The sequence below is a fragment of the Micromonospora sp. NPDC005215 genome (genome assembly GCF_040607915.1).
Classification (GTDB): Bacteria; Actinomycetota; Actinomycetes; order Mycobacteriales; family Micromonosporaceae; genus Micromonospora.
The window spans coordinates 366243-390794 of record NZ_JBEXHQ010000001.1; the positions used below are offsets into that span (position 1 = coordinate 366243).

The 24552-nt window shown below is 70.3% G+C and carries 21 protein-coding genes; 4 read left to right on the forward strand and 17 right to left on the reverse strand.

Features of this window, described 5'->3' with window-relative positions:
• Positions 1–20: 20 nt before the first annotated feature.
• On the forward strand, positions 21–518 hold the full coding sequence (locus tag ABZU25_RS01740) for a GNAT family N-acetyltransferase (protein ID WP_355027385.1): 498 nt from the start codon (positions 21–23) through the stop codon (positions 516–518).
• Positions 515–1423, forward strand: coding sequence for an EamA family transporter RarD (rarD, locus tag ABZU25_RS01745; RefSeq protein ID WP_355027386.1), 909 nt, complete (start codon positions 515–517; stop codon positions 1421–1423). The genes ABZU25_RS01740 and rarD overlap by 4 nt, the downstream gene beginning before the upstream one ends.
• A gap of 35 nt (positions 1424–1458) precedes the next feature.
• Here rarD and ABZU25_RS01750 read toward each other — a convergent pair whose 3' ends face one another.
• The gene (locus ABZU25_RS01750) at positions 1459–2178 is read right to left on the reverse strand and encodes a zf-HC2 domain-containing protein (protein ID WP_355027387.1); all 720 of its coding nucleotides are present in this window, start codon (positions 2176–2178) and stop codon (positions 1459–1461) included.
• Complete coding sequence (locus tag ABZU25_RS01755) at positions 2175–2669, reverse strand: sigma-70 family RNA polymerase sigma factor (RefSeq protein WP_238645970.1); 495 nt, start codon at positions 2667–2669, stop codon at positions 2175–2177. Before ABZU25_RS01755 ends, ABZU25_RS01750 begins: the two co-directional genes overlap by 4 nt.
• 248 nt (positions 2670–2917) lie before the next feature.
• On the opposite strand from ABZU25_RS01755, the gene ABZU25_RS01760 reads away from it, so the two are divergent.
• Complete coding sequence (locus ABZU25_RS01760) at positions 2918–5032, forward strand: PhoX family phosphatase (RefSeq protein WP_355027388.1); 2115 nt, start codon at positions 2918–2920, stop codon at positions 5030–5032.
• A gap of 111 nt (positions 5033–5143) precedes the next feature.
• Here the strand turns inward: ABZU25_RS01760 and ABZU25_RS01765 are convergent, their stop codons facing one another.
• On the reverse strand, positions 5144–5926 hold the full coding sequence (locus tag ABZU25_RS01765) for an IclR family transcriptional regulator C-terminal domain-containing protein (protein ID WP_355027389.1): 783 nt from the start codon (positions 5924–5926) through the stop codon (positions 5144–5146).
• Positions 5927–6080: 154 nt separating this feature from the next.
• Between ABZU25_RS01765 and ABZU25_RS01770 the strand changes: the two genes are divergently transcribed.
• A complete protein-coding gene (locus ABZU25_RS01770; protein WP_355027390.1) occupies positions 6081–7310 on the forward strand; it encodes an MFS transporter in 1230 nt (409 codons plus the stop codon).
• Between the two features lie 18 nt (positions 7311–7328).
• Here ABZU25_RS01770 and ABZU25_RS01775 read toward each other — a convergent pair whose 3' ends face one another.
• The 14 genes from ABZU25_RS01775 to ABZU25_RS01840 form a co-directional block, all read right to left on the reverse strand.
• A complete protein-coding gene (locus ABZU25_RS01775; RefSeq protein WP_355027391.1) occupies positions 7329–8414 on the reverse strand; it encodes a polyprenyl synthetase family protein in 1086 nt (361 codons plus the stop codon).
• Between the two features lie 91 nt (positions 8415–8505).
• Positions 8506–10059: an NADH-quinone oxidoreductase subunit NuoN gene (gene nuoN / locus ABZU25_RS01780; protein WP_355027392.1), complete on the reverse strand. Its 1554-nt coding sequence runs from the start codon at positions 10057–10059 to the stop codon at positions 8506–8508.
• Positions 10056–11588 (reverse strand): NADH-quinone oxidoreductase subunit M, encoded by a 1533-nt coding sequence (locus ABZU25_RS01785; protein ID WP_355027393.1) that lies wholly within the window; start codon positions 11586–11588, stop codon positions 10056–10058. Before ABZU25_RS01785 ends, nuoN begins: the two co-directional genes overlap by 4 nt.
• 64 nt (positions 11589–11652) lie before the next feature.
• Positions 11653–13578 carry an NADH-quinone oxidoreductase subunit L gene (gene nuoL / locus ABZU25_RS01790; RefSeq protein WP_355027394.1) on the reverse strand — a complete coding sequence of 642 codons (1926 nt, stop codon included), beginning with the start codon at positions 13576–13578 and terminating at the stop codon, positions 11653–11655.
• A 12-nt stretch (positions 13579–13590) separates the two neighbouring features.
• Positions 13591–13908: an NADH-quinone oxidoreductase subunit NuoK gene (gene nuoK / locus ABZU25_RS01795; protein WP_238684800.1), complete on the reverse strand. Its 318-nt coding sequence runs from the start codon at positions 13906–13908 to the stop codon at positions 13591–13593.
• On the reverse strand, positions 13908–14678 hold the full coding sequence (locus ABZU25_RS01800; RefSeq protein ID WP_355027395.1) for an NADH-quinone oxidoreductase subunit J: 771 nt from the start codon (positions 14676–14678) through the stop codon (positions 13908–13910). Before ABZU25_RS01800 ends, nuoK begins: the two co-directional genes overlap by 1 nt.
• Positions 14675–15316: an NADH-quinone oxidoreductase subunit NuoI gene (nuoI, locus tag ABZU25_RS01805; protein WP_355027396.1), complete on the reverse strand. Its 642-nt coding sequence runs from the start codon at positions 15314–15316 to the stop codon at positions 14675–14677. The genes ABZU25_RS01800 and nuoI overlap by 4 nt, the downstream gene beginning before the upstream one ends.
• Position 15317: 1 nt before the next feature.
• Positions 15318–16667 (reverse strand): NADH-quinone oxidoreductase subunit NuoH, encoded by a 1350-nt coding sequence (gene nuoH / locus ABZU25_RS01810; RefSeq protein WP_355027397.1) that lies wholly within the window; start codon positions 16665–16667, stop codon positions 15318–15320.
• 118 nt (positions 16668–16785) lie between these two features.
• Positions 16786–19293: an NADH-quinone oxidoreductase subunit G gene (locus ABZU25_RS01815; protein ID WP_355027398.1), complete on the reverse strand. Its 2508-nt coding sequence runs from the start codon at positions 19291–19293 to the stop codon at positions 16786–16788.
• Positions 19293–20609: an NADH-quinone oxidoreductase subunit NuoF gene (nuoF, locus tag ABZU25_RS01820; protein ID WP_355027399.1), complete on the reverse strand. Its 1317-nt coding sequence runs from the start codon at positions 20607–20609 to the stop codon at positions 19293–19295. Before nuoF ends, ABZU25_RS01815 begins: the two co-directional genes overlap by 1 nt.
• A complete protein-coding gene (gene nuoE / locus ABZU25_RS01825) occupies positions 20606–21820 on the reverse strand; it encodes an NADH-quinone oxidoreductase subunit NuoE (protein WP_355027400.1) in 1215 nt (404 codons plus the stop codon). The genes nuoF and nuoE overlap by 4 nt, the downstream gene beginning before the upstream one ends.
• Positions 21817–23142 (reverse strand): NADH-quinone oxidoreductase subunit D, encoded by a 1326-nt coding sequence (locus ABZU25_RS01830; protein WP_355027401.1) that lies wholly within the window; start codon positions 23140–23142, stop codon positions 21817–21819. Before ABZU25_RS01830 ends, nuoE begins: the two co-directional genes overlap by 4 nt.
• Positions 23139–23876 (reverse strand): NADH-quinone oxidoreductase subunit C, encoded by a 738-nt coding sequence (locus ABZU25_RS01835; protein ID WP_355027402.1) that lies wholly within the window; start codon positions 23874–23876, stop codon positions 23139–23141. Before ABZU25_RS01835 ends, ABZU25_RS01830 begins: the two co-directional genes overlap by 4 nt.
• A complete protein-coding gene (locus tag ABZU25_RS01840) occupies positions 23873–24550 on the reverse strand; it encodes an NADH-quinone oxidoreductase subunit B (protein ID WP_030486262.1) in 678 nt (225 codons plus the stop codon). Before ABZU25_RS01840 ends, ABZU25_RS01835 begins: the two co-directional genes overlap by 4 nt.
• Positions 24551–24552: the final 2 nt, after the last annotated feature.

The window sequence follows — 24552 nt, forward strand, 5'->3', positions numbered from 1 at the left end:
CCGGCGGCTAGCGTCGCGGCGTGTTCTCGCTGACTCGCACCGACGGCTACCTGCTCAGCACCGACCCCGCCCGACTGGATCTGGCCCTGGTGCACCTCTGGTTGTCCACCGACGCGTACTGGGCCCTTGGCCGGGACCGGGAGACCACGGCATTGGCGTTCGCCGGCTCGCTGCCGTTCGGCGTCTACCGGCCCGAGGACGACCGGCAGGTGGCGGTGGCCCGGGTGGTCACCGATGGCGCCACCTTCGCGTGGCTCTGCGACGTCTACGTCGACCGCGCCGCCCGGGGCCGCGGGTTGGGCGGCTGGCTGGCCGGCGCCATCCGCGACCACCTGGACGACCTCGGCGTACGCCGAATCCTGCTGGCCACGAACGACGCGCACCAGGTGTACGCGCGGGTGGGCTTCACGCCGTTGGACGTGCCGGAGCGGTGGATGCAACTCGACCGGCGTACCCCGGTGACCCCGGTCACCGGAAAGGAGCAAAATGCCAGTACGCCCCTTACGGTAGAGAAGTGACGCCACTCCGCCTGGGATACCTCTACGGCTTCGGCGCGTACCTGCTCTGGGGCTTCTTTCCGCTCTACTTCAAGCTGTTGCGGCCTGCCGGGCCGCTGGAGGTACTGGCCCACCGGGTCGTCTGGTCGGTGGTCTTCGTGGCCCTGCTGCTGGCGGCGCTGCGCAACATCGGCTTCCTGCGAGCGCTGGTGCGACGTCCCTGGGCGGTGGCCGGGATCGTCGCCGCCGCCGCGCTGATCGCCGTCAACTGGGGCACCTACATCTACGGGGTCAACTCCGACCGGGTGATCGAGACCGCGCTCGGCTACTTCATCAATCCGCTGGTCGTGGTGCTGCTCGGGGTGACAGTGCTGCGGGAGCGGCTACGCCCGGCACAGTGGCTGGCGCTGGGCATCGGCGCGTCGGCGGTAGTGGTGCTCACAGTGGACTACGGCCGGCTGCCCTGGTTGGCGTTGACGCTGGCGTTCAGTTTCGCCGGCTACGGCCTGGTCAAGAAGCGGCTCGGACTGCCGGCGGCGGAGGGTCTCTTCGTCGAGTCGGCGGTGCTGGCCCTGCCGGCGTTGGGTTACCTGGCCTGGCTCACCAGCCGCGCCCAGTCCACCTTCGGCCACGTCTCGGCCGGGCACACCGCGCTGCTGGTGTTGGCCGGCGCGGCCACGGCGATCCCACTGCTCCTGTTCGCCGGGGCGACCAACCGGCTACCCCTGAGCGGTCTCGGCATGATCCAGTATGTGGCGCCGATCCTTCAGCTCGGCTGCGGCGTCCTCATCTTCCACGAGCCGATGCCGCCGGCCCGCCTCGCCGGTTTCGCGCTGGTCTGGCTCGCCCTCATCGTCTTCACCGCCGATGTCGTCCGCAACTCCCGCCGAACCCGAACTCCCAGGCAACCCGCCCTGGTCCCCTGACCCGCCGCACCCTCGACCGGACGGCGGGGTGGGTCTCAGGGGACCGCGTAGGTGAGGATGGGTGTGCCGTCGGCTCGTTGGAGTTCCACGCTGACCAGCTCGGCATCGGTGAACCTGGTGGCACCGCTGAACTGGAGGGCGTCGCCCGGTGCGGCCAGCCAGGAGCCGATCTGTTCGCTCGCGCCGCTCGGGCCGCGCGCCACCAGCCGGAACGGGTACGCCTTGCCGTAGCTCGACCGCGCGTCGTACCCGCAGCGCATTGTCACCTGGGTGCCCCACTTGGTGCCGATGAGCCCGATGTCGGCGTGCACCGGCCCGGTGCTGGCCACCGGACGCATGGCGACCATCGACACCTGCGGTGCGGCTGTGTTGCCCCGGGTGCCCTGGGCGACCGGCGGGTCGGCGGGCCGGGGCAGCACCACTGCGGTGCCCACACCGACAAGCAGGGCCAGCCCGGCGGCGGCCAACGTCGTCAACGCGTAGCGTCGCCGGTCGCTGGCGCGCTCCCGACGCCGGCGACGCCGGGCCTCCTCCAACAACGCGGGCACCCGGGGCGGGGCCGGCGGCGGCAGGATCTGCTCCAACCCCGCCGGGTCGAGCCGCCCGAGCAACCCGGGCAGGACGGCGATCTCGGCGACCGCCTCCCGGCAGGACGCGCAGCCGCCAAGGTGCCGCTCGTAGGCCGCCCGCTCGGCGGGGGCCAGGGCACCCAGCACGTACGCGCCGTCGTCGTGCGCGAACTCGCACCGGGTCATCCCGTCACTCCCATCTCAGCCAGGACCAACCGTAGGGACCGCAGCGCGTAGTGGGTGCGCGACTTCACGGTCCCCGGTGGTACGCCCAGGCGGGAGGCCGCCTCGGCCACCGACCGTCCCTGGTAGAAGCACTCGACAAGCACTTCCCGGTGGGTCGGGCTGAGCCGGTTGAGCGCCTCGGCGACGGTCCACGCCTCCACCGCCCGTTCGGCCTCGTCGATCACGTCGGGCGGTTCGGGAAGATCGTCGGTGAAGACCTCGCCGACCCGGGTGGAACGCCGCCGCCAGGCGTCGATGGCCAGGTTGCGGGCGGTGGTGAAGAGCCAGGACCGCACCGAACCGCGCCGCGGGTCGAGTGACTCGGGATGTCGCCAGGCCCGCAGCAGCGTCTCCTGCACCAGGTCCTCGGCTCGCTGCCGGTCGCCGTTGACAAGCCGCAGGGCGTGGGCGTACAGCGCCTCCGCGTGCTCGTCGTGCAGCGCGCGCAGCAGTTGGGCGTCGTGGTCGCTGATGGCGGTCTCCCTCGCTTCCGGCGCGCGTCCGGCGTTGCGTTCGCTCGGGAATACGTGCGGTCACGCCGATCGGTTCAGCCCGAGGTCAGACCGGTTACGTGCGGTAGCCGCTGGCGAAGGTGTTCACGGTCGGTTCACATCGTGGCCGACGCACGCTCACCGCGTCCTGGAAGCGTCCGCCTGGTACGCCGCCTGCCGTGCCACCGACTTCTCTGGAGGCCTCTCCCATGAGCGACAGTCCCCGGCTGCTCCCGCTGCTGACCGGCAGCCGCCATGGCACCCGTGACGCCATGACCTGTCTGTACCGCTGCGGAAACGCCTGTGACCACCCGGTCCCGAACACCTCCGACAACGCGTACTTCGGAGACGTGGTGAACGCGGAGGTCTCGCGGCGCGGCGTGGTCCGGGCCGGCGCGGTCGGCGCGCTGGTCCTCGGCTTCGGCGGCGCGGCTGCCGGTGCGGCCCCGGCCCTGGCGGCCCCCGCCACCCCGGACGTCCCGGAGGCCTTCGGTTTCGGCCGGCCCAGCACCGGGGTCGGCAACGGCGCGCTGACCTTCAAGCCGATCCCGCCGAACAAGCTGGACACTCTGGTGGTCCCGAACGGCTACGACCACGCCGTGGTGATCAAGTGGGGTGACCCGGTGCTGCCGGGCGCGCCCGAGTTCGACCTGCACCACCAGAGCGCCGCGGCGCAGTCCCGACAGTTCGGTTACAACAACGACTTCGTGGGCGTGCTGCCGCTGGACAAGCAGGGCCGGCGCGCACTGCTCGTGGTCAACCACGAGTACACGAACGAGGAACTGATGTTCCCGGGCTTCCCCGGCCTGGACGGGCTCTCCGTCGAGCAGCTCCGCACCACAATGGCCGCGCACGGCATGTCGGTCGTGGAGGTGGAGCGGGTCGCGGGCACCGGGCAGTGGAAGCCTGTCGACACCGGCCGCCGGCCGTACAACCGGCGGGTCACCGCGCTCAGCACCAAGTTCGACCTGACCGGCCCGGCCGCCGGCTCGGCCTGGCTGAAGACCGCCGCCGACCCCAAGGGGCGTACGGTCGTCGGCACGCTGAACAACTGTGCCGGTGGCGTGACCCCGTGGGGCACTGTGCTCTCCGGTGAGGAGAACTTCAACCAGTACTTCGTGGGCGCCGACGCCGCCCCGGCCGAGCTGAAGCCGAAGTTGGACCGTTACGGCATCAGCACCGCGAGCCGCTACCCCAGCGGCAGCCGCAAGTGGGAGCGCGCCGACGAGCGCTTCGACCTGGCCAAGCACCCCAACGAGGCGCACCGGTTCGGCTGGGTCGTCGAGATCGACCCGTTCGACCCGGAGAGCCGCCCGCGCAAGCACACCGCGATGGGCCGACTCAAGCACGAGGGCGCGAACGTGATCGTCGCGAGGGACGGCCGCGTGGTCGCGTACATGGGCGACGACGAGCGGTTCGACTACCTCTACAAGTTCGTCTCGGACCAGAAGTTCCTCAAGGGCAACTCCTGGGCTGCCCGCAAGCACAACCTGACCCTGCTGGAGTCCGGCACGCTCTACGTGGCGAAGCTCGACCAGACCAGCGCCGCCGAGATCGACGGCTCGGGCCAGCTCCCCACCGACGGCGCGTTCAACGGCCGGGGGCGCTGGATCAAGCTGGTCACCGGCAACCGGTCGTTCGTCGACGGGATGACCGCGGCGGACGTGCTCACCTTCACCCGGCTCGCCGGCGACAAGGTCGGCGCGACCAAGATGGACCGCCCCGAGGACGTCGAGCCGAGCCAGCTCACCGGCAAGGTGTACGTGGCGCTTACCAACAACACCGACCGCGGTAAGGCCGGCAAGGCCGCGGCGGACGAGGCCAACCCACGCAACGCCAACAAGCACGGGCAGATCCTGGAGCTGGTCGAGGACCGCAACGACAACACCGCGGAGACCTTCGCCTGGTCGCTGCCGATCGTCTGCGGCGACCCGACCGACCCGTCGACCTTCTTCGCCGGGTACGACCGGACCCGAGTCTCCCCGATCTCCTGCCCGGACAACGTCGCCTTCGACGCCACCGGCAACCTGTGGATCTCCACCGACGGCAACGCGCTGGGCAGCAACGACGGCCTGTTCGCCACCGCCGTCGAGGGCCCGGAGCGGGGTCACCTCAAGCAGTTCCTGACCGTGCCGCTCGGCGCGGAGACCTGCGGGCCGTTCATCACCGGCGACAACCGCTCGGTCTTCGTCGCCGTGCAGCACCCGGGTGAGATCACCGGCGCCTCGGTGGAGAGCCCGGCCTCGAACTGGCCCGACGGCGACTACGCCAAGCCGGGCGTGGTGGTCACCTGGCGTCTCGACGGCGGCCCGGTGGGCAGCTGACGGTGCCGCTGCGGTCGGTGGATCGCTGAACCTCACCCACGGCGGGTCCGGCGCTGGACCGCCACGAGAGGCCCTCTCCCAGCCCGGGAGAGGGCCTCTCGCCGTCGAGGGTCAGGAGTCGGCGGTGATGCCGTCGGCGACGCTACGGGCCACGGTGAGCAGCTTGGCGCGGACCACCCGGGCGGAGGTCATCATCTCGCTGGCCGGCAACGCGCAGGCCAGCACGACGCGGCGTTCCATGTCCTTGTCCGGGGCGACGAGCATCGCCGCACACGCCACCCCCTGGCGGAACTGCCCCATCTCCAACTGCATGCCGCGCCGGTCACCGGCGGCCAGGTCGGCCTCGAACGCCTCGGTGGTGGTCAGCGTGGCGCTGGTGAACGGGCGCATGCCGTACTCCCGCAGGTAGCGGTAGCGCTGATCGGCGGTCAGGGTGGCGAGCAGCGACTTGCCGAGAGCCGTCGCGTGCGCCCCCTCGTCGAAGCCGGGGACCAGATCCTCCAGGTAGGGCGAGCGGTGCCCCTCGGCGACCGCCGTGAGAGCCACCTGCCCGCCGACGAAGCGGCCCAGGAAGTGGCTGTAGCCGGTGTCCAGAGCCGCCCGCCGCAGCGTCTCACCGACCACCGGCGGGCCGCGGAACGCCGTCACCAGCTCCCGGTAGCGGTCGGCCACCTCCAACCCCACGATGTACGTGCCGTCCTCGCGACGGATCACGTAGCCCTCGTAGGCGAGCGTGCGGACCAGATGGTAGGTGGTGGCCACTGTCAGCTCGCACCGCCTGGCGATCTGCTTGACGGTCAGGCCTTTCGGGGCACGACCGACCGACTCCAGCACCCGCAGCGCTCGGGACACGCTGCGGATCAGGTCCGAAGGTTCTGCCAAGGGGTCGCGCACAACCACCTCCGCCGCCGGGGACTTACACCATATGAAATACAGGCCCACTGCGAAATGCCTGTTCGGGTGGAGGATGCCAGATCATCACCCACAGCGTGTACCCCGGTGGTCACCAAGAGTGGCCTGAGCAGGGTTCACGTAGCTTTGCCGGACGATGACCAACACTGTCTCCACCCCCGACCCGACCATCGCCCGACCCCACCCGGTCCGGGCCAGCGCCGGCGCAGTCGTCACCACCGTGGCCTGCGTACTGCCCGTCTTCCTGCTCGGCGGTCTCGCCGTGCAGATGGGCACCGACCTCGGCTTCTCCCCGGCCGGCCTCGGCCTGGCCGTGGCCGTCTACTTCGGGGTCAGCGCGCTGGCTTCGGTACCCTCCGGCCGGCTTGTCGAGCGGTACGGGCCGGCCCTGGTGGCCCGCTGCGGCATCGCGCTGGCCGCCGGGTCGATGCTGGCCGTGGCCGCCTTCGCCCGGTCGTACCCGATGCTTGTCGGCCTGCTGGCGCTCAGCGCCGCCGCGAACGCCCTCGGCCAGTTGGCCAGCAACGCGGCGCTGGCCCAGCACGTGCCGGCCCGACGGCAAGGGTTGTCGTTCGGCGTCAAACAGGCCGCCATCCCCGCCTCCACCCTGCTGGCCGGGGCGGCGGTGCCCATCTTCGCGCTCACCGTCGGCTGGCGCTGGGCGTTCGTGGCTGCCGCCGTGGCCGCGCTGACGACGCTGCCCGCCGTACCCCGGCAGTTGCCCGGCGCGGTGCGGCGGACCGGCGCGGCACGCGCGGGCCGGGCGACGGTGGCACTCGTGGTGATCGGCGCGGCGGCGACGTTGGCCGCGGCCGCCGCCAACACGCTGGGCACCTTCCTGGTGGACTCCGCCGCGGCTCGGGGCCTCTCGCCCGGCCTCGCCGGTCTCACCCTGACCCTGGGCGGCACTGTCTGCATGGCGGCCCGGGTGGGTGCCGGCTGGTTTGCCGACCGGCGCGACAGCGGTCACGTGGCCCTCATCGCCGCGATGCTTGTCGTCGGTGCGGCCGGGCTGGCCCTGCTCGCGTTGACCGGCTCGGTGCCGCTGGTGGCCGGCGTGGTGCTCGGCTTCGGCCTGGGTTGGGCCTGGCCGGGCCTGATGAACTTCGCGGTGGTCCGGCTCCACCCGCAGTCACCGGCCACCGCCACCTCGATCACCCAGACCGGGGTGTACGCGGGCGGCTGTCTCGGCCCGCTGAGCCTCGGCTCACTCGCTGCCCACTTCGGCTACTCCGCGATGTGGACCACTGCGGCGGTGGCGATGCTGCTCGCCGCCGCCCTCATGCTCGTCGGCAGTCGCCTGTTGACCGCCGCCCGCCCCGACCCTGGAGTTGTCGCCCACTCACCCGTCGTGGTGCGGCAGTAACGTCATGACCGGTAGCGGTCAGCTGGTGCGGTCGGCGATGTAGTCGCAGAGTGATTCGAGCGCCTGCCGGGACGGGCCCTGCGGAAGCGGGCCCAGGCGGGCGCGGGCGTCCTCGGCGTAACTGCGGACGGTCTCCCGGGCGCGCTTGAGGGCCGGGCTCTCCCGCAGGAGCCCCAACGCCTCCGCGTGCAGCGCGTCGTCGGTCAGCGGACCGGTCGCCAGGATCTCCCGCAGCCGCACCGAGGACGCGTCGGCGTCGTCCGCCGCGCGCGCGTAGAGCACCGGCAACGTCGGGACACCCTCGCGCAGGTCCGTGCCGGGCGTCTTACCCGACTGGCCCGACTCGGAGGCGATGTCCAGCAGGTCGTCGGAGAGCTGGAACGCGACGCCGATCGTCTCGCCGTACCCGGCGAGGGCGTCCACGTGCTCGGCGGGGGCGCCACCGAACAGCCCGCCGAACCGGGCCGACGTGGCGATGAGCGAGCCGGTCTTCTCGGCGATCACGTGCAGGTAGTGGGTCACCGGATCGTCGCCGACGCGCGGACCGACGGTCTCCGCGATCTGACCGTGCACCAGCCGGGCGAAGGTGCGGGCCTGCAACCGGACCGCCTCCGGGCCCAGATCGGCGGCGATGTCCGCCGCACGGGCGAACAGGTAGTCGCCGACCAGGATGGCGACCGAGTTGGTCCAGCGGGAGTTCGCGCTCGGCGCGCCCCGGCGGACGGCAGCCTCGTCCATCACGTCGTCGTGGTAGAGGGTGGCGAGGTGGGTCAGCTCCATCACCACGGCGGCCGGGACCACCTGGGCGCTGCTGGGGTCACCGAACTGGGCGCCGAGCGCCACCAGCAGCGGGCGGAAGCGCTTCCCGCCCGCTTCCAGAAGGTGCCGGGCGGCCTCGGTGACGAACGGGTCGGCGCTGGCCACACTGGCCCGCAACTCGACCTCGACCGAGTCCAGCACACCCAGCACGGACGCCTCGACGCGAGGATCGGCAAGGTGGAGGCCGAGCGCGCCGAACTGACTCGTGCTCGCCCGACCCCGCCGACCGCCGGAGCCGGAGGAACCTGAACGCTCGCCCGCCGGATTCACCACGCCATCAACCATGCCACACCCGTTCTACCTGCTCCGGGCCGGGGATACGGCACCGGGGGCCGGCACGTGAACACGCGCCGACCCCCGGTGATCGATCCCTCGGTCATCGAACGAATTCGGCAGCTCCGGTGGCCAGATCGAGCAGCGGCGCCGGGGCGACACCCAGCACCAGGGTCGCCAGGACACCGATCATCAACGCGGCGGAGGTGAGCCCACCGGGCACGGTGACGGTCGGGGTGGACTCGCCCGGCTCGGACAGCCACATCATCACCACGACCCGCAGGTACGGGAACGCCAGCACCATGCTCGTCAGCACACCGGCGATCACCAACCAGGCGTGGCCACCCTCCAGCGCCGGCCCGAAGACCGCGAACTTGCTCATGAAGCCGCTGGTCAGCGGGATACCGGCGAAGGCCAGCAGGATGAAGGTGAACAGGGCGGCGAAGAACGGCGAGCGGCGGCCCAGCCCGGCCCACCGGGACAGGTGGGTGGCCTCCCCGTCCGCGTCGCGCACCAGGGTCACCACCGCGAACGCGGCCAGCACCGAGAAGCCGTACGCGACCAGGTAGAACATCGTGCCGGCCAGCCCGTCGCGGCTCGGCGCCAGCACCCCGACGAGCAGGTAGCCGGCGTTGGCGATCGAGGAGTACGCGAGCAGCCGCTTGATGTCGGTCTGGGTGACCGCGAGCACCGCGCCGACCAGCATGGTCAGCACCGCCACCACACCGAGGACCGGGGTGAAGTCCCAGTTGGCGCCGGCGAACGCGACGTGGAAGACACGCAGCAGGGCACCGAACGCGGCGACCTTGGTGCAGGCCGCCATGAAGGCGGTGACCGGGGTCGGCGCGCCCTGGTAGACGTCCGGGGTCCAGACGTGGAACGGCGCCGCCGCGGCCTTGAAGAGCAGCCCGATGGCGAGCAGCGCCATGCCGGCGAAGAGCAGCACCTGGCTGGCTGGCGACTCGGTCACTGCCGCGTTGATGGTGGCGAAGTCGACGCCGGCCACCCGGCCCGGGATACCGGCGGTGAAGCCGTAGATCAGGGCCACGCCGAACAGGAAGAAGGCGGAGGCGTACGCGCCGAGCAGGAAGTACTTCATCGCGGCCTCCTGACTCAGCAGGCGGCGGCGACGGGCCAGCGCGCAGAGCAGGTAGAGCGGCAGGGAGAAGACTTCCAGCGCGATGAACATGGTCAACAGGTCGTTCGCCGCCACGAAGATCAGCATGCCGCCGATCGCGAACGTGGTAAGCGGGTAGACCTCGGTGAGGCCGTTGCGCCCCTCGGCCTGCCGCCGGTCGTCGGCCGACTCGGCGGTCACCGCGGCCTGGGCGACGAACGCCCCGCCCAGTTCGACCGAGCGGTCACCGATCAGCAGCAGCGCCATCGCGGCCAGCACCAGGATCGCGCCCTGGAGGAACAGCGTCGGACCGTCGATCGCGAGGGCCTGGCCGGCGGTGATCATCCGCTCGTCGGCGTTGAACACCACCATGGTCAACGCCGCGAGCACCGCCAACAGCGCCAACGTCAACTGCACGACGTGCCGCCAGCGCCGGGGCACGAGGGCCTCGACGAGCACGCCGAGCAGGGCGGTGGTCAGCATGATCAGGATCGGGGAGAGCGCCGCGTAGTCGATCGACGGCAGTTTGAACTCGGTCACTTTGCCGCCTCCTGGACGGTGCCGACCGACGGGGCCGGGTCGGTTCTGCCGATGTCGTCCATTGTCGCCTGGACGGCCGGGTTGATCACGTCAGTGACCGGCTTGGGGAAGAAGCCGAGCAGCAGGATCAGTGCGATCAGTGGAGCGACAACGACCTTCTCACGCAGGTTGAGGTCCCGGCGCATGCCGTCGACCTCGGTCAGCGTCGGGTTGAGAGTGCCCTGGGTGGTGCGCTGCACCATCCACAGCACGTACGCGGCGGCCAGGATGATGCCGAGCGTGGCGATGATCGCGACCGGCTTGTTCACAGTGAAGGTGCCGATCAGCACCAGGAACTCGGAGATGAACGGCGCCGTACCGGGCAGCGCGAGCGAGGCGAGACCGGCGAAGAAGAGCACCCCGGCGAGCACCGGGACCAGCTTGCCGGCACCACCGAAGTCGCTGATCAGCGCGGAACCACGCCGGGAGATCAGCATGCCCACCACCAGGAACAGCAGGCCGGTGGCCAGACCGTGGTTGAGCATGTAGAGCACCGCGCCGGTGCCGGCCTGGGTGGTGAAGGCGAAGATACCCACCCCGATGAAACCGAAGTGCGCGATCGAGGTGTACGACACCAACCGCTTGAGATCGTTCTGACCGACCGCCAGCAGCGCGGCGTAGACGATGCCGATCACGCCCAGCGCCAGCGCCCACGGCGCGAACCACTTCGACGCCTCCGGGAACAGCGGCAGGCAGTAGCGCAGGATCCCGAACGTGCCGACCTTGTCCAGCACCCCGACGAGCAGGGCCGCGGCACCAGCCGGGGCCGCGCCACCGGCGTCCGGCAACCACGTGTGGAACGGGAAGAACGGCGCCTTGATGGCGAACGCGAGGAAGAAGCCGAGGAACAACCACCGCCCGGTGCCGGTGCTGATGTCGACCTCCGACAGCTTCTGCCAGTCGAAGGTCTTGCCACCGACCACCCACAACCCGATCACGGCGGCCAGCATGAACAGACCGCCGACGAGCGAGTAGAGGAAGAACTTCACCGCCGCGTACTGCCGCTGGTGGCCGCCGTAGCTGCCGATGAGGAAGTACATCGGCACCAGCATGACCTCGAAGAACACGTAGAACAGGAAGACGTCGGCGGCCGCGAAGACGCCGATCATCGTGCACTCGAGGACCAGCAGCAGCGCGAAGTAGACGGGCACCGAGCGCTTCGACGACTCCGCGTCATGCCAGGAGGCCAGGATCACCAGCGGCACCAGCACCGCGATCAGCATCAGCATCACCAACGCGATGCCGTCGGTCGCGAAGGTGAAGCTGACGCCCCAGTCCGGGATCCACGAGTACGACTCGCGGAACTGGAACCGCTTACCGCCGGCGTTGAAGCTGACCCACATCGCCACCGAGAGCGCCAGCACCAGCAGCGACCAGACGAACGCCACCTGCTTGGCCAGCTCCGGCCGGTGGCGCGGCAGGAAGGCCACCACCAGGGCGCCCACCAGTGGCGCCACGGTGAGCACCGAGAGGAACGGGAAGTTGGACATTATGCGGCCTTACCTCCGTCGTCACTGCGTGGTCCGCCGGCGGGGGCGGCCGGGAACAGGTCGATCACGCCAACCACCCCGCCTGCACCGCCAGGAACGCCGCCATCACCAGCAGCGCACCGGCCAGGATCGAGGTGGCGTACGAGCGGACGAAGCCGGTCTGCATCCGTCGGAGCCGACCCGAGCCACCGCCGACCGCGGCGGCGAGCCCGTTGACCAGCCCGTCGATACCCCGGTTGTCGAGGTAGACAAGCGCCCGGGTCAGGAAGATGCCCGGCTTCTCGAAGACCGCCTCGTTTACCGCGTCCGCGTACAGGTTGCGTCGGGCGGCGGTGACCAGCACCCCGGCTGGCTGCGGTGCGGTGGCCGTACCGGCCCGGAACAGGAACCAGGCCAGCCCCGCGCCGAGCACTGTCACCAGCAGCGACAGCGTGGTGATCACGCCGTGCGAGAGGACCGCCTCGTGTTCCGTGTGCTCGCCGCCGAGGCCGGCGGTCGCCGTCAGCCAGTCCGGCACCGACGTGGCGAGCAGGAAACCCGCGCCGACCGAACCGGCCGCCAGCAGGATCAGCGGGATGGTCATCAACTTCGGCGACTCGTGCGGGTGTTCGATGTCGTCGGTCCAGCGCTTCGGGCCGTGGAAGGTGAGCACGAACAGCCGGGTCATGTAGAACGCGGTGAGCCCCGCGCCGAGCAGCGCCGCCCCGCCGAAGAGCCAGGCGGTCCAGTCCTCCCGCTCGAAGGCGGCCACGATGATCGGCTCCTTGGAGAAGAAGCCGGAGAACGGGAACATGCCGATGATGGCCAGCCAGCCCATCATGAAGGTCAACCAGGTCACCTTCATGTACGTCGACAGCCCGCCGAAGCGGCGGATGTCGACCTGGTCCTTCATCCCGTGCATCACCGAGCCGGCGCCCAGGAACATGTTGGCCTTGAAGAACCCGTGCGCCAGCAGGTGCACGATGGCCAGCGCGTACGCCCCGCCGCCGAGGCCGACACCGAGGAACATGTAGCCGATCTGGCTCACCGTCGACCAGGCGAGCACCCGCTTGATGTCGTCCTTGGCCGCGCCGATGATGCAGCCCATCAGCAGGGTGAGCGCGCCGACGCTGACCACCACGAGCTGGAGCGTCGAGTTGGCGGAGAAGACCGGGTTGGACCGGGCGATCAGGTAGACGCCCGCGGTGACCATGGTGGCGGCGTGGATGAGCGCCGACACCGGAGTGGGGCCCTCCATCGCGTCCGGCAACCACGCCTGGAGCGGGAACTGACCGGACTTGCCGGCCGCCCCGAGCAGCAGCAACAGACCGAGGACCAGCACCGTGGCGCCGGTCAGCGCACCGACACCGTTGAACACCTCGTCGTACTGGGTGGTGCCCAGGGTGGCGAACATGATGAAGATCGCGATGGCCAGGCCGGCGTCGCCGACCCGGTTCATCAGGAACGCCTTCTTGCCGGCGGTGGCCGCGCTCGGCCGCTCGTACCAGAAGGAGATCAGCAGGTACGACGCCAGACCGACGCCCTCCCAGCCGACGTAGAGCATCACGTAGTTGTTGCCCAGCACCAGCAGCAGCATCGCCGCGACGAACAGGTTGAAGTACGCGAAGAACCGTCGGCGGCCCGCGTCGTGCGCCATGTACTCCACCGCGTACAGGTGGATCAGGAAGCCCACCCCGGTGATCAGCAGCACGAAGACCGCGGCCAGCGGGTCGAACAGCAGACCGAAGTCGACCCGCAGGTCACCGACGGCGATGAAGTCCCAGAGGCTCAGCTCGACCGACTTGTTCTCCAGGCCGCGAAGCTGGAAGAAGAACGTCAGGCCGAGCACGAATGCGGCACCGATGGCGGTGACGCCCAACCAGTGCCCCCAGCGGTCGGCCCGGCGGCCGAGCAGCAGCAGGATGGCCGCGCTGAGCAGCGGGATCGCCACCAGCAGCCAGACGCCCCCGAGCAGCCCCGTGGCCTGGGCGTATTCCACAGTCTCTTCCACCGGTGGACCCCTCTAGTACTTGAGCAGGTTGGCGTCGTCGACACTCGCCGAGCGTCGCGTCCGGAAGATGGACATGATGATCGCGAGCCCGACCACGACCTCGGCCGCCGCCACCACCATCACGAAGAACGCCATGATCTGACCGTTGAGGTCACCGTTGATCCGGCTGAAGGTGACCAGCGTCAGGTTGGCCGCGTTGAGCATCAGCTCCACGCACATGAACAGCACAATCGCGTTGCGCCGGATCAGCACCCCGGCGGCGCCGATGGTGAACAGCACCGCGGCGAGGACGAGGTAGTAGGTCGGCTCGACCGAGAAGAAACTTCCCATTACTTGTCCGTCCCCTTCAGCGAGGTCTCCTCGGCGGTCAGCTCGCGCTGCGGAAGGATCGCCGGCGTGCTGCGGTCGGTCAGGCGGCCGTCGGGCAGCCGCGCGGGGGTGGCCACCGACGAGGAGGTCGCGAAGACGCCGGGGCCCGGCTTCGGACCGGGGTAGTTGCCCGGGGCGAAGCGTGCCCGCATTGTCGACACCTGGTCGACCTTGTCCTGCTTCCGCCGCTCGACGTGGGCCAGCACCATGGCACCGACCGCCGCGGTGATCAGCAGCGCCGAGGTCAGCTCGAACGCGAAGACGTACTTGGTGAACAGCAGCCGGGCGATGCCCTGCACGTTCCCCTCCGCGTTGGCCCGCTCCAGGCCGACCGCTGTGGTGCCGTCCAGCGCCTGGTAGAGGCCGGTGGCGACCAGGCCGGCGAAGCCCAGGCCGAGCACGATCGCGGCGACCCGCTGGCCCCGCAGCGTCTCGATCAGCGAGTCCGTGGAGTCCCGACCGACGAGCATCAGCACGAAGAGGAACAGCATCATGATCGCGCCGGTGTAGACGATGATCTGCACCATGCCGATGAACGGACCGGCTTGGAGCACGTAGAACACACCCAGACAGAGCATGGTCAGCACCAGCCACAGCGCCGAGTGCACGGCGTTGCGCGCGGCCACCATCCCGACCCCGCCGATCAGCGCGAGCGGGGCGAGGATCCAGAAGGTGACCGCCTCGCCGGTGGGGACCGAACCGGCGGCGGCGAGCACCGTAGACGTGGTCATACTTCCTCTCCCTTGCCGGCCGCGACGCGCTGGGCGGCCTGCTCGGCGCCCGGGAACGTCACGCCAGGGTGCTCCTCGACCTGGTAGCGGCCCGGACCCATCGGGGACGTCTCCGCACCGGCCGAGGTGCCCGGATTGTCCAACGCGCCGATGTAGTAGTCCTTCTCGCTGTCACCGAGCCGCATCGGGTGCGGTGGCTGCTCCATGCCCTCCAGCAACGGCGCGAGCAACTGCTCCTTGGTGAAGATCAGGTCCTGCCGGTTGTCCCGGGCCAGCTCGTACTCGTTGCTCATGGTGAGCGACCGGGTCGGGCATGCCTCGATGCACAGCCCGCAGAAGATGCAGCGGGCGTAGTTGATCTGGTAGATGCTGGCGTACCGCTCACCCGGCGAGAAGCGCTGCTCGTCGGTGTTGTCGCCACCCTCTACGTAGATCGCGTCCGCCGGGCAGGCCCAGGCGCACAGCTCACAGCCGATGCACTTCTCCAGGCCGTCCGGGTGCCGGTTGAGGATGTGCCGCCCGTGGTAGCGCGGCGCCGACACCGGCGGCTTGAACGGGTAGTCGGTCGTGACGACCTTCCTGAACATGTGCGAGAAGGTGACACCGAATCCCTTGAACGTTCCGGTGATCGCGCCCACGTCACACCTCCCTGGAGTCCGAGCCGGCAACGATGTTGGCCGGCTCCCGCTCGGCGACCACGCGCGTGATGCGCGGGCTCGGTGGTACCTGAAGATCCATCGGTGGCAGCGGGAAGCTCCCGTACGGCCGGTTGTCGACCTGCTCCTGCGTCGTCGGCTTCGGCTTCGGACGCCGGCTGGGCCAGAAGACCGTGGCGAGCAGCAGGATGCCGGCCGGAATGCCGACGGCGATCACCTTGCCGCGCGAGTCCCAGTCCTCGATGGACCGCAGGCCCGACAGGACCAGGATCCAGACCAGGTTGATCGGCAGCAGCACCTTCCAACCGAGGCGCATGAACTGGTCGTAGCGCAGCCGGGGCAGCGTGCCGCGCAGCCACACGAAGACGAAGACCAGCGCGATCACCTTGCCGAAGAACCAGAGCATCGGCCACCAACCGGAGTTGGCGCCCTCCCAGATGGTGATCGGCCAGGGCGCCCGCCAACCGCCGAGGAACAGCGTGGTGGTGACCGCGGACATGGTCACCATCGCGACGTACTCACTGAGCATGAAGAGCGCGAACTTCAGCGAGCTGTATTCCGTCATGAAGCCCGCTACCAGCTCGGACTCCGCCTCGGGCAGGTCGAACGGTGCCCGGTTGGTCTCACCCACCGTGGCGATGAAGAAGATGACGAAGCTGGGCAGCAGCAGGATCGCGTACCAGCCCGGCGCCGGGATCTCGGTGCCGAAGATGGTCAGCCGGGTGGCGTCGCCCTGCGCGGCAACGATCCCGCTGGTGCTCATCGTGCCGGCGGTCATGAAGACCGCCACGATGGAGAGCCCCATCGCGACCTCGTAGGAGATCATCTGGGCGCTCGACCGCAGGCCGCCGAGGAGCGGGTACGTCGAGCCGGAGGCCCAGCCGCCCAGCACGATGCCGTAGACGCCCATCGACGAGCAGGCCAGCAGCAGCAGCACCGCCACCGGCACGTCGGTGACCTGCAACGGCGTGTGGTGGCCGAAGATGCTCACCATCGGGCCGAACGGCACCACCGACAGGGCGGTGACCGCGCAGATCACCGAGATGGTCGGGGCGAAGAAGTAGACGACCTTGTCGGCCGCCTTCGGCAGGATGTCCTCCTTGAAGGCCATCTTCAGGCCGTCGGCGAGGGTCTGCAGCAGACCGAACGGGCCGACCTGGTTGGGACCGGGCCGCACCTGCATGTAGCCGACCACGCGCCGCTCGAACCAGACACCGAGCAGGGTGGCCAGCAGACCGAAGGCGAACGCGAAGACGATCTTGCCGAGAACCAGCCACCACGGATCGCGGCCGAAGTCGGCAAGCGTCGGATCCTGCGCGAGGAGGAGGCTCACAGTGCCCACCTTTCGTTCGCGACTGCGAGCCTGACTGCTCGCGACTGCGGGGCTCGCTTCGCTCGCTCCTCGCGCTCGCGGAGGGCCTCCCTCGCGTGCGCTCGTTTACTCCTCGCGCTCACTGAACACCCCCAGCGTTGTGCATCGGACCCGGGAGACCGGTCTCGTCCGCCGCGACCCGCCCGGCCGGAACGACAGCGCTCGGTCCGGGGACGGAGATCCGGACGACCGCGCCGGACGTCGCCCCGAGGCTGCGTCGCACGGTCGAGCCGGGTGAGTTGGTCGGCAGCCAGACAACACCGTCCGGCATCTCGGTGAGCTCGGCCGGCAGGGTCAGTGCCCCCCGGTCGGTGCCGACCGTGACCGCGTCGCCGTCGGCGACACCGAGCGCGTCGGCGGTGCCCTTGCCCAACCGGACCACCGGCGGACGAGCGGTGCCGGCGAGGTTCTCGTCACCCTCGGTCAGGCTGCCGAGGTCCACCAGTTGGTGCCAGGTGGCCAGCACGGCTTCCCCGGGGCCCGGATGCGGCACCCGGGCCGGTGCCACCGACGGCGCGGACGGCCGCGACATCCGCGTCGCCGGCAGCGCGCCCAGCTCGCGACGCACGCTCGGCACATCCGCGGTGCCGAGCCGCACGTCGAGCAGCGCGGCCAGCGCGTCGAGCACCCGGCCGTCGGTCATCGCGGCAGTGTTCAACACCGCCTCGAACGGTCGCAGCCGACCCTCCCAGTCCAGGAAGCTGCCGGCCTTCTCGGCCACCGGGGCGATCGGCAGCACCACGTTCGCCCGCCGGGTCACCGCGGTGGGGCGCAGCTCCAGGCTGACCAGGAACGGCACCGCGTCCAGGGCGGCCTCGGCCAGTCGCGGGTCGGCCAGGTCGGCCGGGTCGACACCGCCGACGACCAGGGCACCGAGCTGCCCGTTGGCCGCGGCGTTGAGGATCCCGTCGGTGTCCCGACCGGCCTGGCTCGGGATCACCCCGGCCGGGATGTCCCACGCCTCACCCAGCTCGGCGCGGGCGGCCGGTTCGTTGACCAGGCGTCCACCGGGGAGCAGGTTCGGCAGGCAGCCCGCGTCGACGGCGCCGCGGTCACCCGCGCGCCGCGGCACCCAGGCCAGCTTCGCGCCGGTACGCCGGGCCACGTCCGCCGCGGCGGAGAGCCCGCCCGGGACACTGGCCAACCGCTCGCCGACGATCAGGATCGCGCCCGGTGCGCTCAGCGCCTCGGCGACAGTGGCGTGCTCGGCGAGCACGCTGGCCTCCTCGCCCGGCACGACCCGGGCCAGCTTGGCACCGAGCTTCTCCAGGCCGCGGGTGGCGAACGGCGCCAGCGCGTACACCGTCAGGGTCTTCTTCAGGTACGCCTTGCGCAGCCGCAGGAAGAGGATCGGGCACTCCTCCTCCGGCTCCAGGCCGACAAGCACCACCGCCGGCGCGTTCTCCACGTCGGTGTAGGTGACGTCGGTGACCCCGGCGACCGAGCTGGCCAGGAAGTCGGCCTCCTCGCGGGAGACCGGCCGGGCCCGGAAGTCGATGTCGTTGGTGTTCAACGCGACGCGGGCGAACTTCGCGTACGCGTACGCGTCCTCGACGGTCAGCCGGCCGCCGGTGAGCACCGCAGTGCCCTGCCCGCCCTCCCGAGCGGCGTGCAGCCCTTCGGCGGCCACTGTGAGCGCCTCGCTCCAGGACGCCTCGCGCAGCTCACCGGTGCGCTCGTCGCGGACCAGCGGGGTGGTGAGCCGGTCGGTGGCTCGGGTGTACTGGAAGCCCCACCGGCCCTTGTCGCAGTTCCACTCCTCGTTGACCGCCGGCTCGTCGCCGGCCAGCCGGCGCAGCACCTTGCCGCGTCGCCAGTCGGTGCGCTGCCCGCAGCCGGCCGAGCAGTGCTCGCAGACGCTCGGGCTGGACACCAGGTCGAACGGGCGGGCCCGGAACCGGTACTGCGCACCGGTCAGCGCGCCCACCGGGCAGATCTGCACTGTGTTGCCGGAGAAGTAGGAGTTGAACGGAACGTCGCCGGCGTCGCCCTCTTCGCCGTACGCGTCGTCCCGGTAGATGTTGATCTCTTCGGCGGACGACCGGCCCATCAGGTCGATGAACTTGTCGCCGGCGATCTCATCGGAGAACCGGGTGCACCGCTGGCAGAGGACACAGCGCTCCCGGTCCAGCAGCACCTGGCTGCTGATCGCCATCGGCTTCTCGTACTCCCGCTTGTGCTCGTGGAAGCGCGAGTCGCTGCGGCCGGTGGACATCGCCTGGTTCTGGAGCGGGCACTCGCCGCCCTTGTCACACATCGGGCAGTCCAGTGGGTGGTTGAGCAGCAGCAGCTCCATCACCCCCTCCTGCGCCTTCTTGGCGACCGGCGAGGTGAGCTGGGTCCGTACGACCATGCCGTCGGCGACGGTCTGGGTGCAGGAGGCGACCGGCTTGCGCTGCCCCTCCACCTCGACCAGGCACTGCCGGCAGGCGCCGGCCGGAGCCAACAGCGGGTGGTCGCAGAACCGGGGGATCTCGGTGCCCATCTGCTCGGCGGCCCGGATCAGCAGCGTCCCCTTGGGGGCGGTGACCTCGACGCCGTCGATGGTGAGCGTGACGGTCTCGGTCTGCTTGGCTACGTCGGTCATCAGTGCGCCCCTACCAGGGTCTTCTCCGACAGCTTGGGTGCGGTACGTCCCTCGATGTAGTCGAGGTAGTCCTGCTTGAAGTACTTCAGTGACGAGGTCACCGAGCTGGTCGCGCCGTCACCCAGGCCGCAGAACGAGCGGCCCAGGATGTTGTCGCAGGTGTCCAGCAGGGTGTCCAGGTCATCGTGGGTGCCCTGACCGGCGAGGATCCGCCGGTAGACCCGGACCATCCAGTAGTTGCCCTCCCGGCACGGGGTGCACTTGCCGCACGACTCGTGGTGGTAGAACTCCAGCCACCGGTACGTCGCGTAGACCGGGCAGTCCTGGTCGGAGAAGATCTGGGTGGCCGTGGTGCCGAGGATCGAGCCGGCCGCCGCCACGCCCTCGAAGTCCAGTGGCACGTCCAGGTGCTCGGCGGCGAGCAACGGGGTCGACGATCCGCCCGGGGTCCAGAACCGCAGGTTGTGGCCGGGCTGCATGCCACCGGCCAACTCCAGCAGCTCGCGCAGCGTGACGCCCATCGAGCACTCGAACTGACCCGGGTTGACGATCCGGCCGGACAGCGAGTAGATCATCGGCCCGGAGGACTTCTCGGTGCCCATGGACTTCCACCAGTCGGCCCCGCCGAGCACGATCGGCGGCACGCTGGCGATGGTGCCGACGTTGTTGACCACCGTCGGGCTCGCGTACAGGCCGTGGGTGGCCGGGAACGGCGGGCGCAGCCGGGGCTGGCCCCGGAACCCCTCCAGCGAGTCCAGCAGCGCCGTCTCCTCGCCGCAGATGTACGCCCCGGCGCCGGAGTGCACCACCAGCTCCAGGTCGTAGCCGCTGCGCAGGATGTTCCGGCCGAGGTAGCCCTTGTCGTACGCCTCCTGGACCGCGTTGCGCAGCCGGCGCGCGGCGTGCACCGCCTCGCCCCGGATGTAGATGTAGGCGCGGTTGGCCCGGATCGCGTACGACGCGATGATCACGCCCTCGACCAGCGCGTGCGGGTCGTGGGTCATCAGCGGCAGGTCCTTGCAGGTGCCCGGCTCGCCCTCGTCGGCGTTGACCACCAGGTAGTGCGGCTTGCCGTCGCCCTGCGGGATGAAGCCCCACTTGAGGCCGGTCGGGAAGCCGGCGCCACCCCGACCGCGCAGTCCCGAGTCCTTGATCAGCTGGATCAGGTCGTCCGGGTGGGCCTTGAGCGCCTTGCGCAGTGCGGCGTAGCCGTCGAGTTGCTCGTAGGTGCCGATACGCCAGGCGTCCGGCGACAGCCAGCGCTTGGTCAGCACCGGCGTCAGCTTGGCCACGGTCTCCGGGCGGGGAGTGGTCACTTCTGGGCCCCCGTTTCGTTCGCGTCCGCCGGTCCGGCGCCGTCGGCGTCCGTGCCAGCCTTCGCTTCGGTGAGGTTGCGCTCCTGCGCCCCGGCCTCGTCGCCGGCGGGCTTGCCGTCGCCGGCCGGCGGGTTGGCCGCCACGCCGGCGGCCTCGGCCGACCGTGCGTCGCGAGCCTCGGGCGCGGTGCCGGTGCCGTCCGCCGGGACCTTGGTGCCCGGGGCGTCCGGCACCGCCGTGCTCGCGTCCGGCTGCCGGGTCTCGGCGGTACGCACCTGCGGCGACTTGTCGTCCGGTGCCTTCACGTCCCGGGGGGTGCTGCCGGTGGCGTCCGCCCGCTCAGCCGGCCTGGTGGCGTCAACCGGCTTGGCTGGCCCGGTGGCGCCACCCGGCTCGGCGACAGCGGTCGCGCCGGTCGGCGCGGAGGCGCCGTCCCCGCCCTTGACCGGGGCCGCGCTGGCCTCGGCGGGTGCCGGCTTGGCGGCCTCCGCCTTCGCCTTCGCCTCGGCGGCGGCCTTGTCCGACTCCGCCTTGCTCCGGATCGGGGTGTTCGGGTCGAAGCCCGGCACCGAGACGCCGTGCTGCTGGGCCAGCCGCAGCCCGCGCAGGGTGGGCTCGCCCGGCCCGCCGTCGGCGACCGCGCCGTCGCGCTCGTCGGCGAAACCGGCGAGCTGCACCGCCATCTCCTTGAGGGTGCAGAGCCGGGCGCCCCGGGTCGGCATCGGCCGCCCGCCGGCCCGCAACTCGTCGACCACACCGACCGCTGTGGAGGAGTCCACGCCGTCGAAGAAGTCGTAGTTGACGGTCATCACCGGGCCGTAGTCGCACGCCGCCAGGCACTCGGCGTGCTCCAACGTGATCGTGCCGTCGGCGGTGGTCTCGTCGTGCCCGACGCCGAGGTGCGCGGAGAGGGTGTCGTAGACCTCCTGACCACCGAGCACATTGCACATGGTGTTGGTGCAGACGCTGACCAGGAAGTCACCGGTCGGCTTGCGCTTGTACATCGTGTAGAAGGTGGCCACCGCGCCGACCTGGGCCTTGTTCAGCCCCAGCACCTCGGCGCAGAACGCGACCCCGGCCGGGGAGACGTACCCCTCCTGGGCCTGGACCAGGTGCAGCAGCGGCAGCAACGCCGAGCGGGACCGGTCCGCCGGGTAACGGGCGATGATCTCGCGCGCCCGCTCCCGGGTCTCTTCAGTGAAAACACTCATCTGTCACAACCACCCATCACCGGGTCCAACGAGGCGCCGCCGGCGATCACGTCGGCGATCAGACCGCCCTCGGCCATCGCCGGGAGGGCCTGGAGGTTGACGAAGCTGGGCTCCCGGTAGTGCACCCGGTACGGCCGGGTGCCACCGTCGGAGACCGCGTGTACGCCCAACTCGCCGCGGGGCGCCTCGATGGCGACGTACACCTGGCCGGGCGGAACCCGGAAGCCCTCGGTCACCAGCTTGAAGTGGTGGATCAGCGACTCCATCGACTGACCCATGATCTTCGCGACGTGCTCCAGCGAGTTGCCCATGCCGTCCACGCCGATGGCGAGCTGCGCCGGCCAGGCGATCTTGCGGTCGGCGACCATCACCGGGCCCGGCCGGAGCCGGTCCAGGGCCTGCTCGACAAGCTTCATCGACTCTCGGATCTCGGCGAGCCGGACCTGGTAGCGACCCCACACGTCACCGTCGGGGTGGGTCGGCACGTCGAACTCGTACGTCTCGTAACCGCAGTACGGCATGGTCTTGCGCAGGTCCCAGGCGAGGCCGGCGGAGCGCAGCACCGGGCCGGTGATGCCGAGGGCCACGCAGCCGGTCACGTCCAGCACCGCGACGTTCTTCGTCCGCTCGGTCCAGATCGGCTGGCCGGAGAGCAGGTCCTCGTACTCCTTGAGCTTCTTCGGCATCATCTTGAGGAACTCGCGGATCTTGACGATCGCCGCGTCCGGCACGTCCTGCGCCACACCGCCCGGCCGGACGTACGCGTGGTTCATCCGCAGGCCGGTGATGGTCTCGAAGATGTCGAGGATGTACTCCCGCTCACGGAAGCCGTACAGCATGATCGAGATCGCGCCCAGCTCCATGCCGGTGGTCGCCAGCCAGACCAGGTGCGACGAGATCCGGTTGAGCTCCATCATCAGCACGCGGATGGTGGTGGCCCGCTCGGTGATGTCGTCGGTGATGCCGAGCAGCTTCTCGACCGCCAGCGCGTACGCCGTCTCGTTGAAGATCGGGGCGAGGTAGTCCATCCGGGTGACGAACGTCGAGCCCTGAACCCAGTTGCGGTATTCGAGGTTCTTCTCGATGCCGGTGTGCAGGTAGCCGATGACGGACCGGGCCTCGCGGACCGTCTCGCCCTCCAGCTCCAGGATCAGCCGCAGCACCCCGTGCGTGGACGGGTGCTGCGGACCCATGTTGACGACGATCCGCTCGTCGTTGATCGGGTCGGTGCCCGAGACGATGGTGTCCCAGTCCCCACCGGTGACGGTGAAGACCCGACCCTCGTCGGTCTCGCGCTCGCTGGCGTAGTTCGACGTCGTCACTGGTACGACCTCCGGGTGTCCGGCGGCTGGATCTCCGCGCCCTTGTACTCGACGGGGACACCGCCGAGCGGGTAGTCCTTGCGCTGCGGGTGGCCCTCCCAGTCGTCCGGCATGAGGATCCGGGTCAGGTTGGGGTGGCCGTCGAAGACGATGCCGAACATGTCGTACGCCTCCCGCTCCTGCCAGTCCGCCGTCGGGTAGATGGCGGTCACGCTGGGCAGGTGCGGGGCCTCGACGGAGACCGCGGCCTCCAGCCGGACCCGCCGCCGGTACGTCATCGAGGTGAGCAGGTAGACCACGTGCAGCCGGCGCTCGTCGGCGCCCAGGTAGTCCGCACCGGACACCGAGGAGCACAGCTCGAACCGCAGCGCCAGGTCGTCCCGCATCACCTGGCAGACCTCGGCGATCCGTTCCGGGCGGACGTGCAGGGTCAGCTCGCCCCGGTCGACAACGACCTTCTCGATCGCGTCACCGAAGGCCGGGTACGCCTCCTCCAACGCGTCGCGGACCTCGTCGAAGTAGCCCCCGTACGGGCGGGACGCCTCCTCGATGGGCTGGCGCTGGCGGATGAGGCCGCCGTAGCCGGACACGTCGCCGGTGCCCTGGTTGCCGAACATCCCGCGACCGGCCGGGCTGGCCGGCGGGTACTCGGCCGGGGCGGTGCTGCTGGCGCCGACCGGCGTGACCGGCACCGGCACCCCGCCGTCGTTGGGCTTGTCCGTGGGTGACGTCATTTGGGGCCTGCCTGCGGGTGGAGGTGGTTCTGAGCGTTCATCCAGTTCTCGATCCGCAACTGCTCCTCGCGGCCCTCGCGGACCGCCCGGGTCCACTCGGCACGCCGGGCCTTGTCGCTGCGGTACGAGGAGGGCATGGAGCCGTAGGGCACGACCGGGACGTCGCCGCGCTCCTGGCGGGCGGCCAGCATCTTGCGGCCGTTCGGGCCCAGCGGCTCATACATGATCTTCTCGCGGAGCTTGAGGATCGCGTCGATGAGCATCTCCGGCCGGGGCGGGCAGCCGGGGAGGTACATGTCGACAGGCACCACGTGGTCGACGCCCTGCACGATCGCGTAGTTGTTGAACATGCCGCCGCTGCTGGCGCAGACGCCCATGGAGAGCACCCAGCGGGGCTCGGCCATCTGGTCGTAGATCTGGCGCAGTACCGGAGCCATCTTCTGACTCACCCGGCCGGCCACGATCATCAGGTCGGCCTGGCGGGGGGACGCCCGGAAGACCTCCATGCCCCAGCGGCCCATGTCGTAGTGCGGACCACCGGCTGCCATCATCTCGATGGCGCAGCAGGCCAGGCCGAAGGTGGCGCCCCACACGGACGACTTCCGGGACCAGTTGACCAGCTTCTCCACCGAGGTGAGCAGGACGCCGGCGGGAAGCTTCTCCTCGATGCCCATCT

Bases quoted from the DNA above. Each gene is read 5' to 3' on its own strand.
- ABZU25_RS01775 (WP_355027391.1), bottom strand. From the start codon at position 8,414: ATGGTTGATGGCGTGGTGAATCCGGCGGGCGAGCGTTCAGGTTCCTCC.
- ABZU25_RS01840 (WP_030486262.1), bottom strand. From the start codon at position 24,550: ATGGGCATCGAGGAGAAGCTTCCCGCCGGCGTCCTGCTCACCTCGGTG.
- ABZU25_RS01750 (WP_355027387.1), bottom strand. From the start codon at position 2,178: ATGACCCGGTGCGAGTTCGCGCACGACGACGGCGCGTACGTGCTGGGT.
- ABZU25_RS01800 (WP_355027395.1), bottom strand. From the start codon at position 14,678: ATGACCACGTCTACGGTGCTCGCCGCCGCCGGTTCGGTCCCCACCGGC.
- nuoE (WP_355027400.1), bottom strand. From the start codon at position 21,820: ATGAGTGTTTTCACTGAAGAGACCCGGGAGCGGGCGCGCGAGATCATC.
- ABZU25_RS01835 (WP_355027402.1), bottom strand. From the start codon at position 23,876: ATGACGTCACCCACGGACAAGCCCAACGACGGCGGGGTGCCGGTGCCG.
- ABZU25_RS01785 (WP_355027393.1), bottom strand. From the start codon at position 11,588: ATGTCCAACTTCCCGTTCCTCTCGGTGCTCACCGTGGCGCCACTGGTG.
- ABZU25_RS01815 (WP_355027398.1), bottom strand. From the start codon at position 19,293: ATGACCGACGTAGCCAAGCAGACCGAGACCGTCACGCTCACCATCGAC.
- ABZU25_RS01760 (WP_355027388.1), top strand. From the start codon at position 2,918: ATGAGCGACAGTCCCCGGCTGCTCCCGCTGCTGACCGGCAGCCGCCAT.
- nuoK (WP_238684800.1), bottom strand. From the start codon at position 13,908: ATGGGAAGTTTCTTCTCGGTCGAGCCGACCTACTACCTCGTCCTCGCC.
- ABZU25_RS01770 (WP_355027390.1), top strand. From the start codon at position 6,081: ATGACCAACACTGTCTCCACCCCCGACCCGACCATCGCCCGACCCCAC.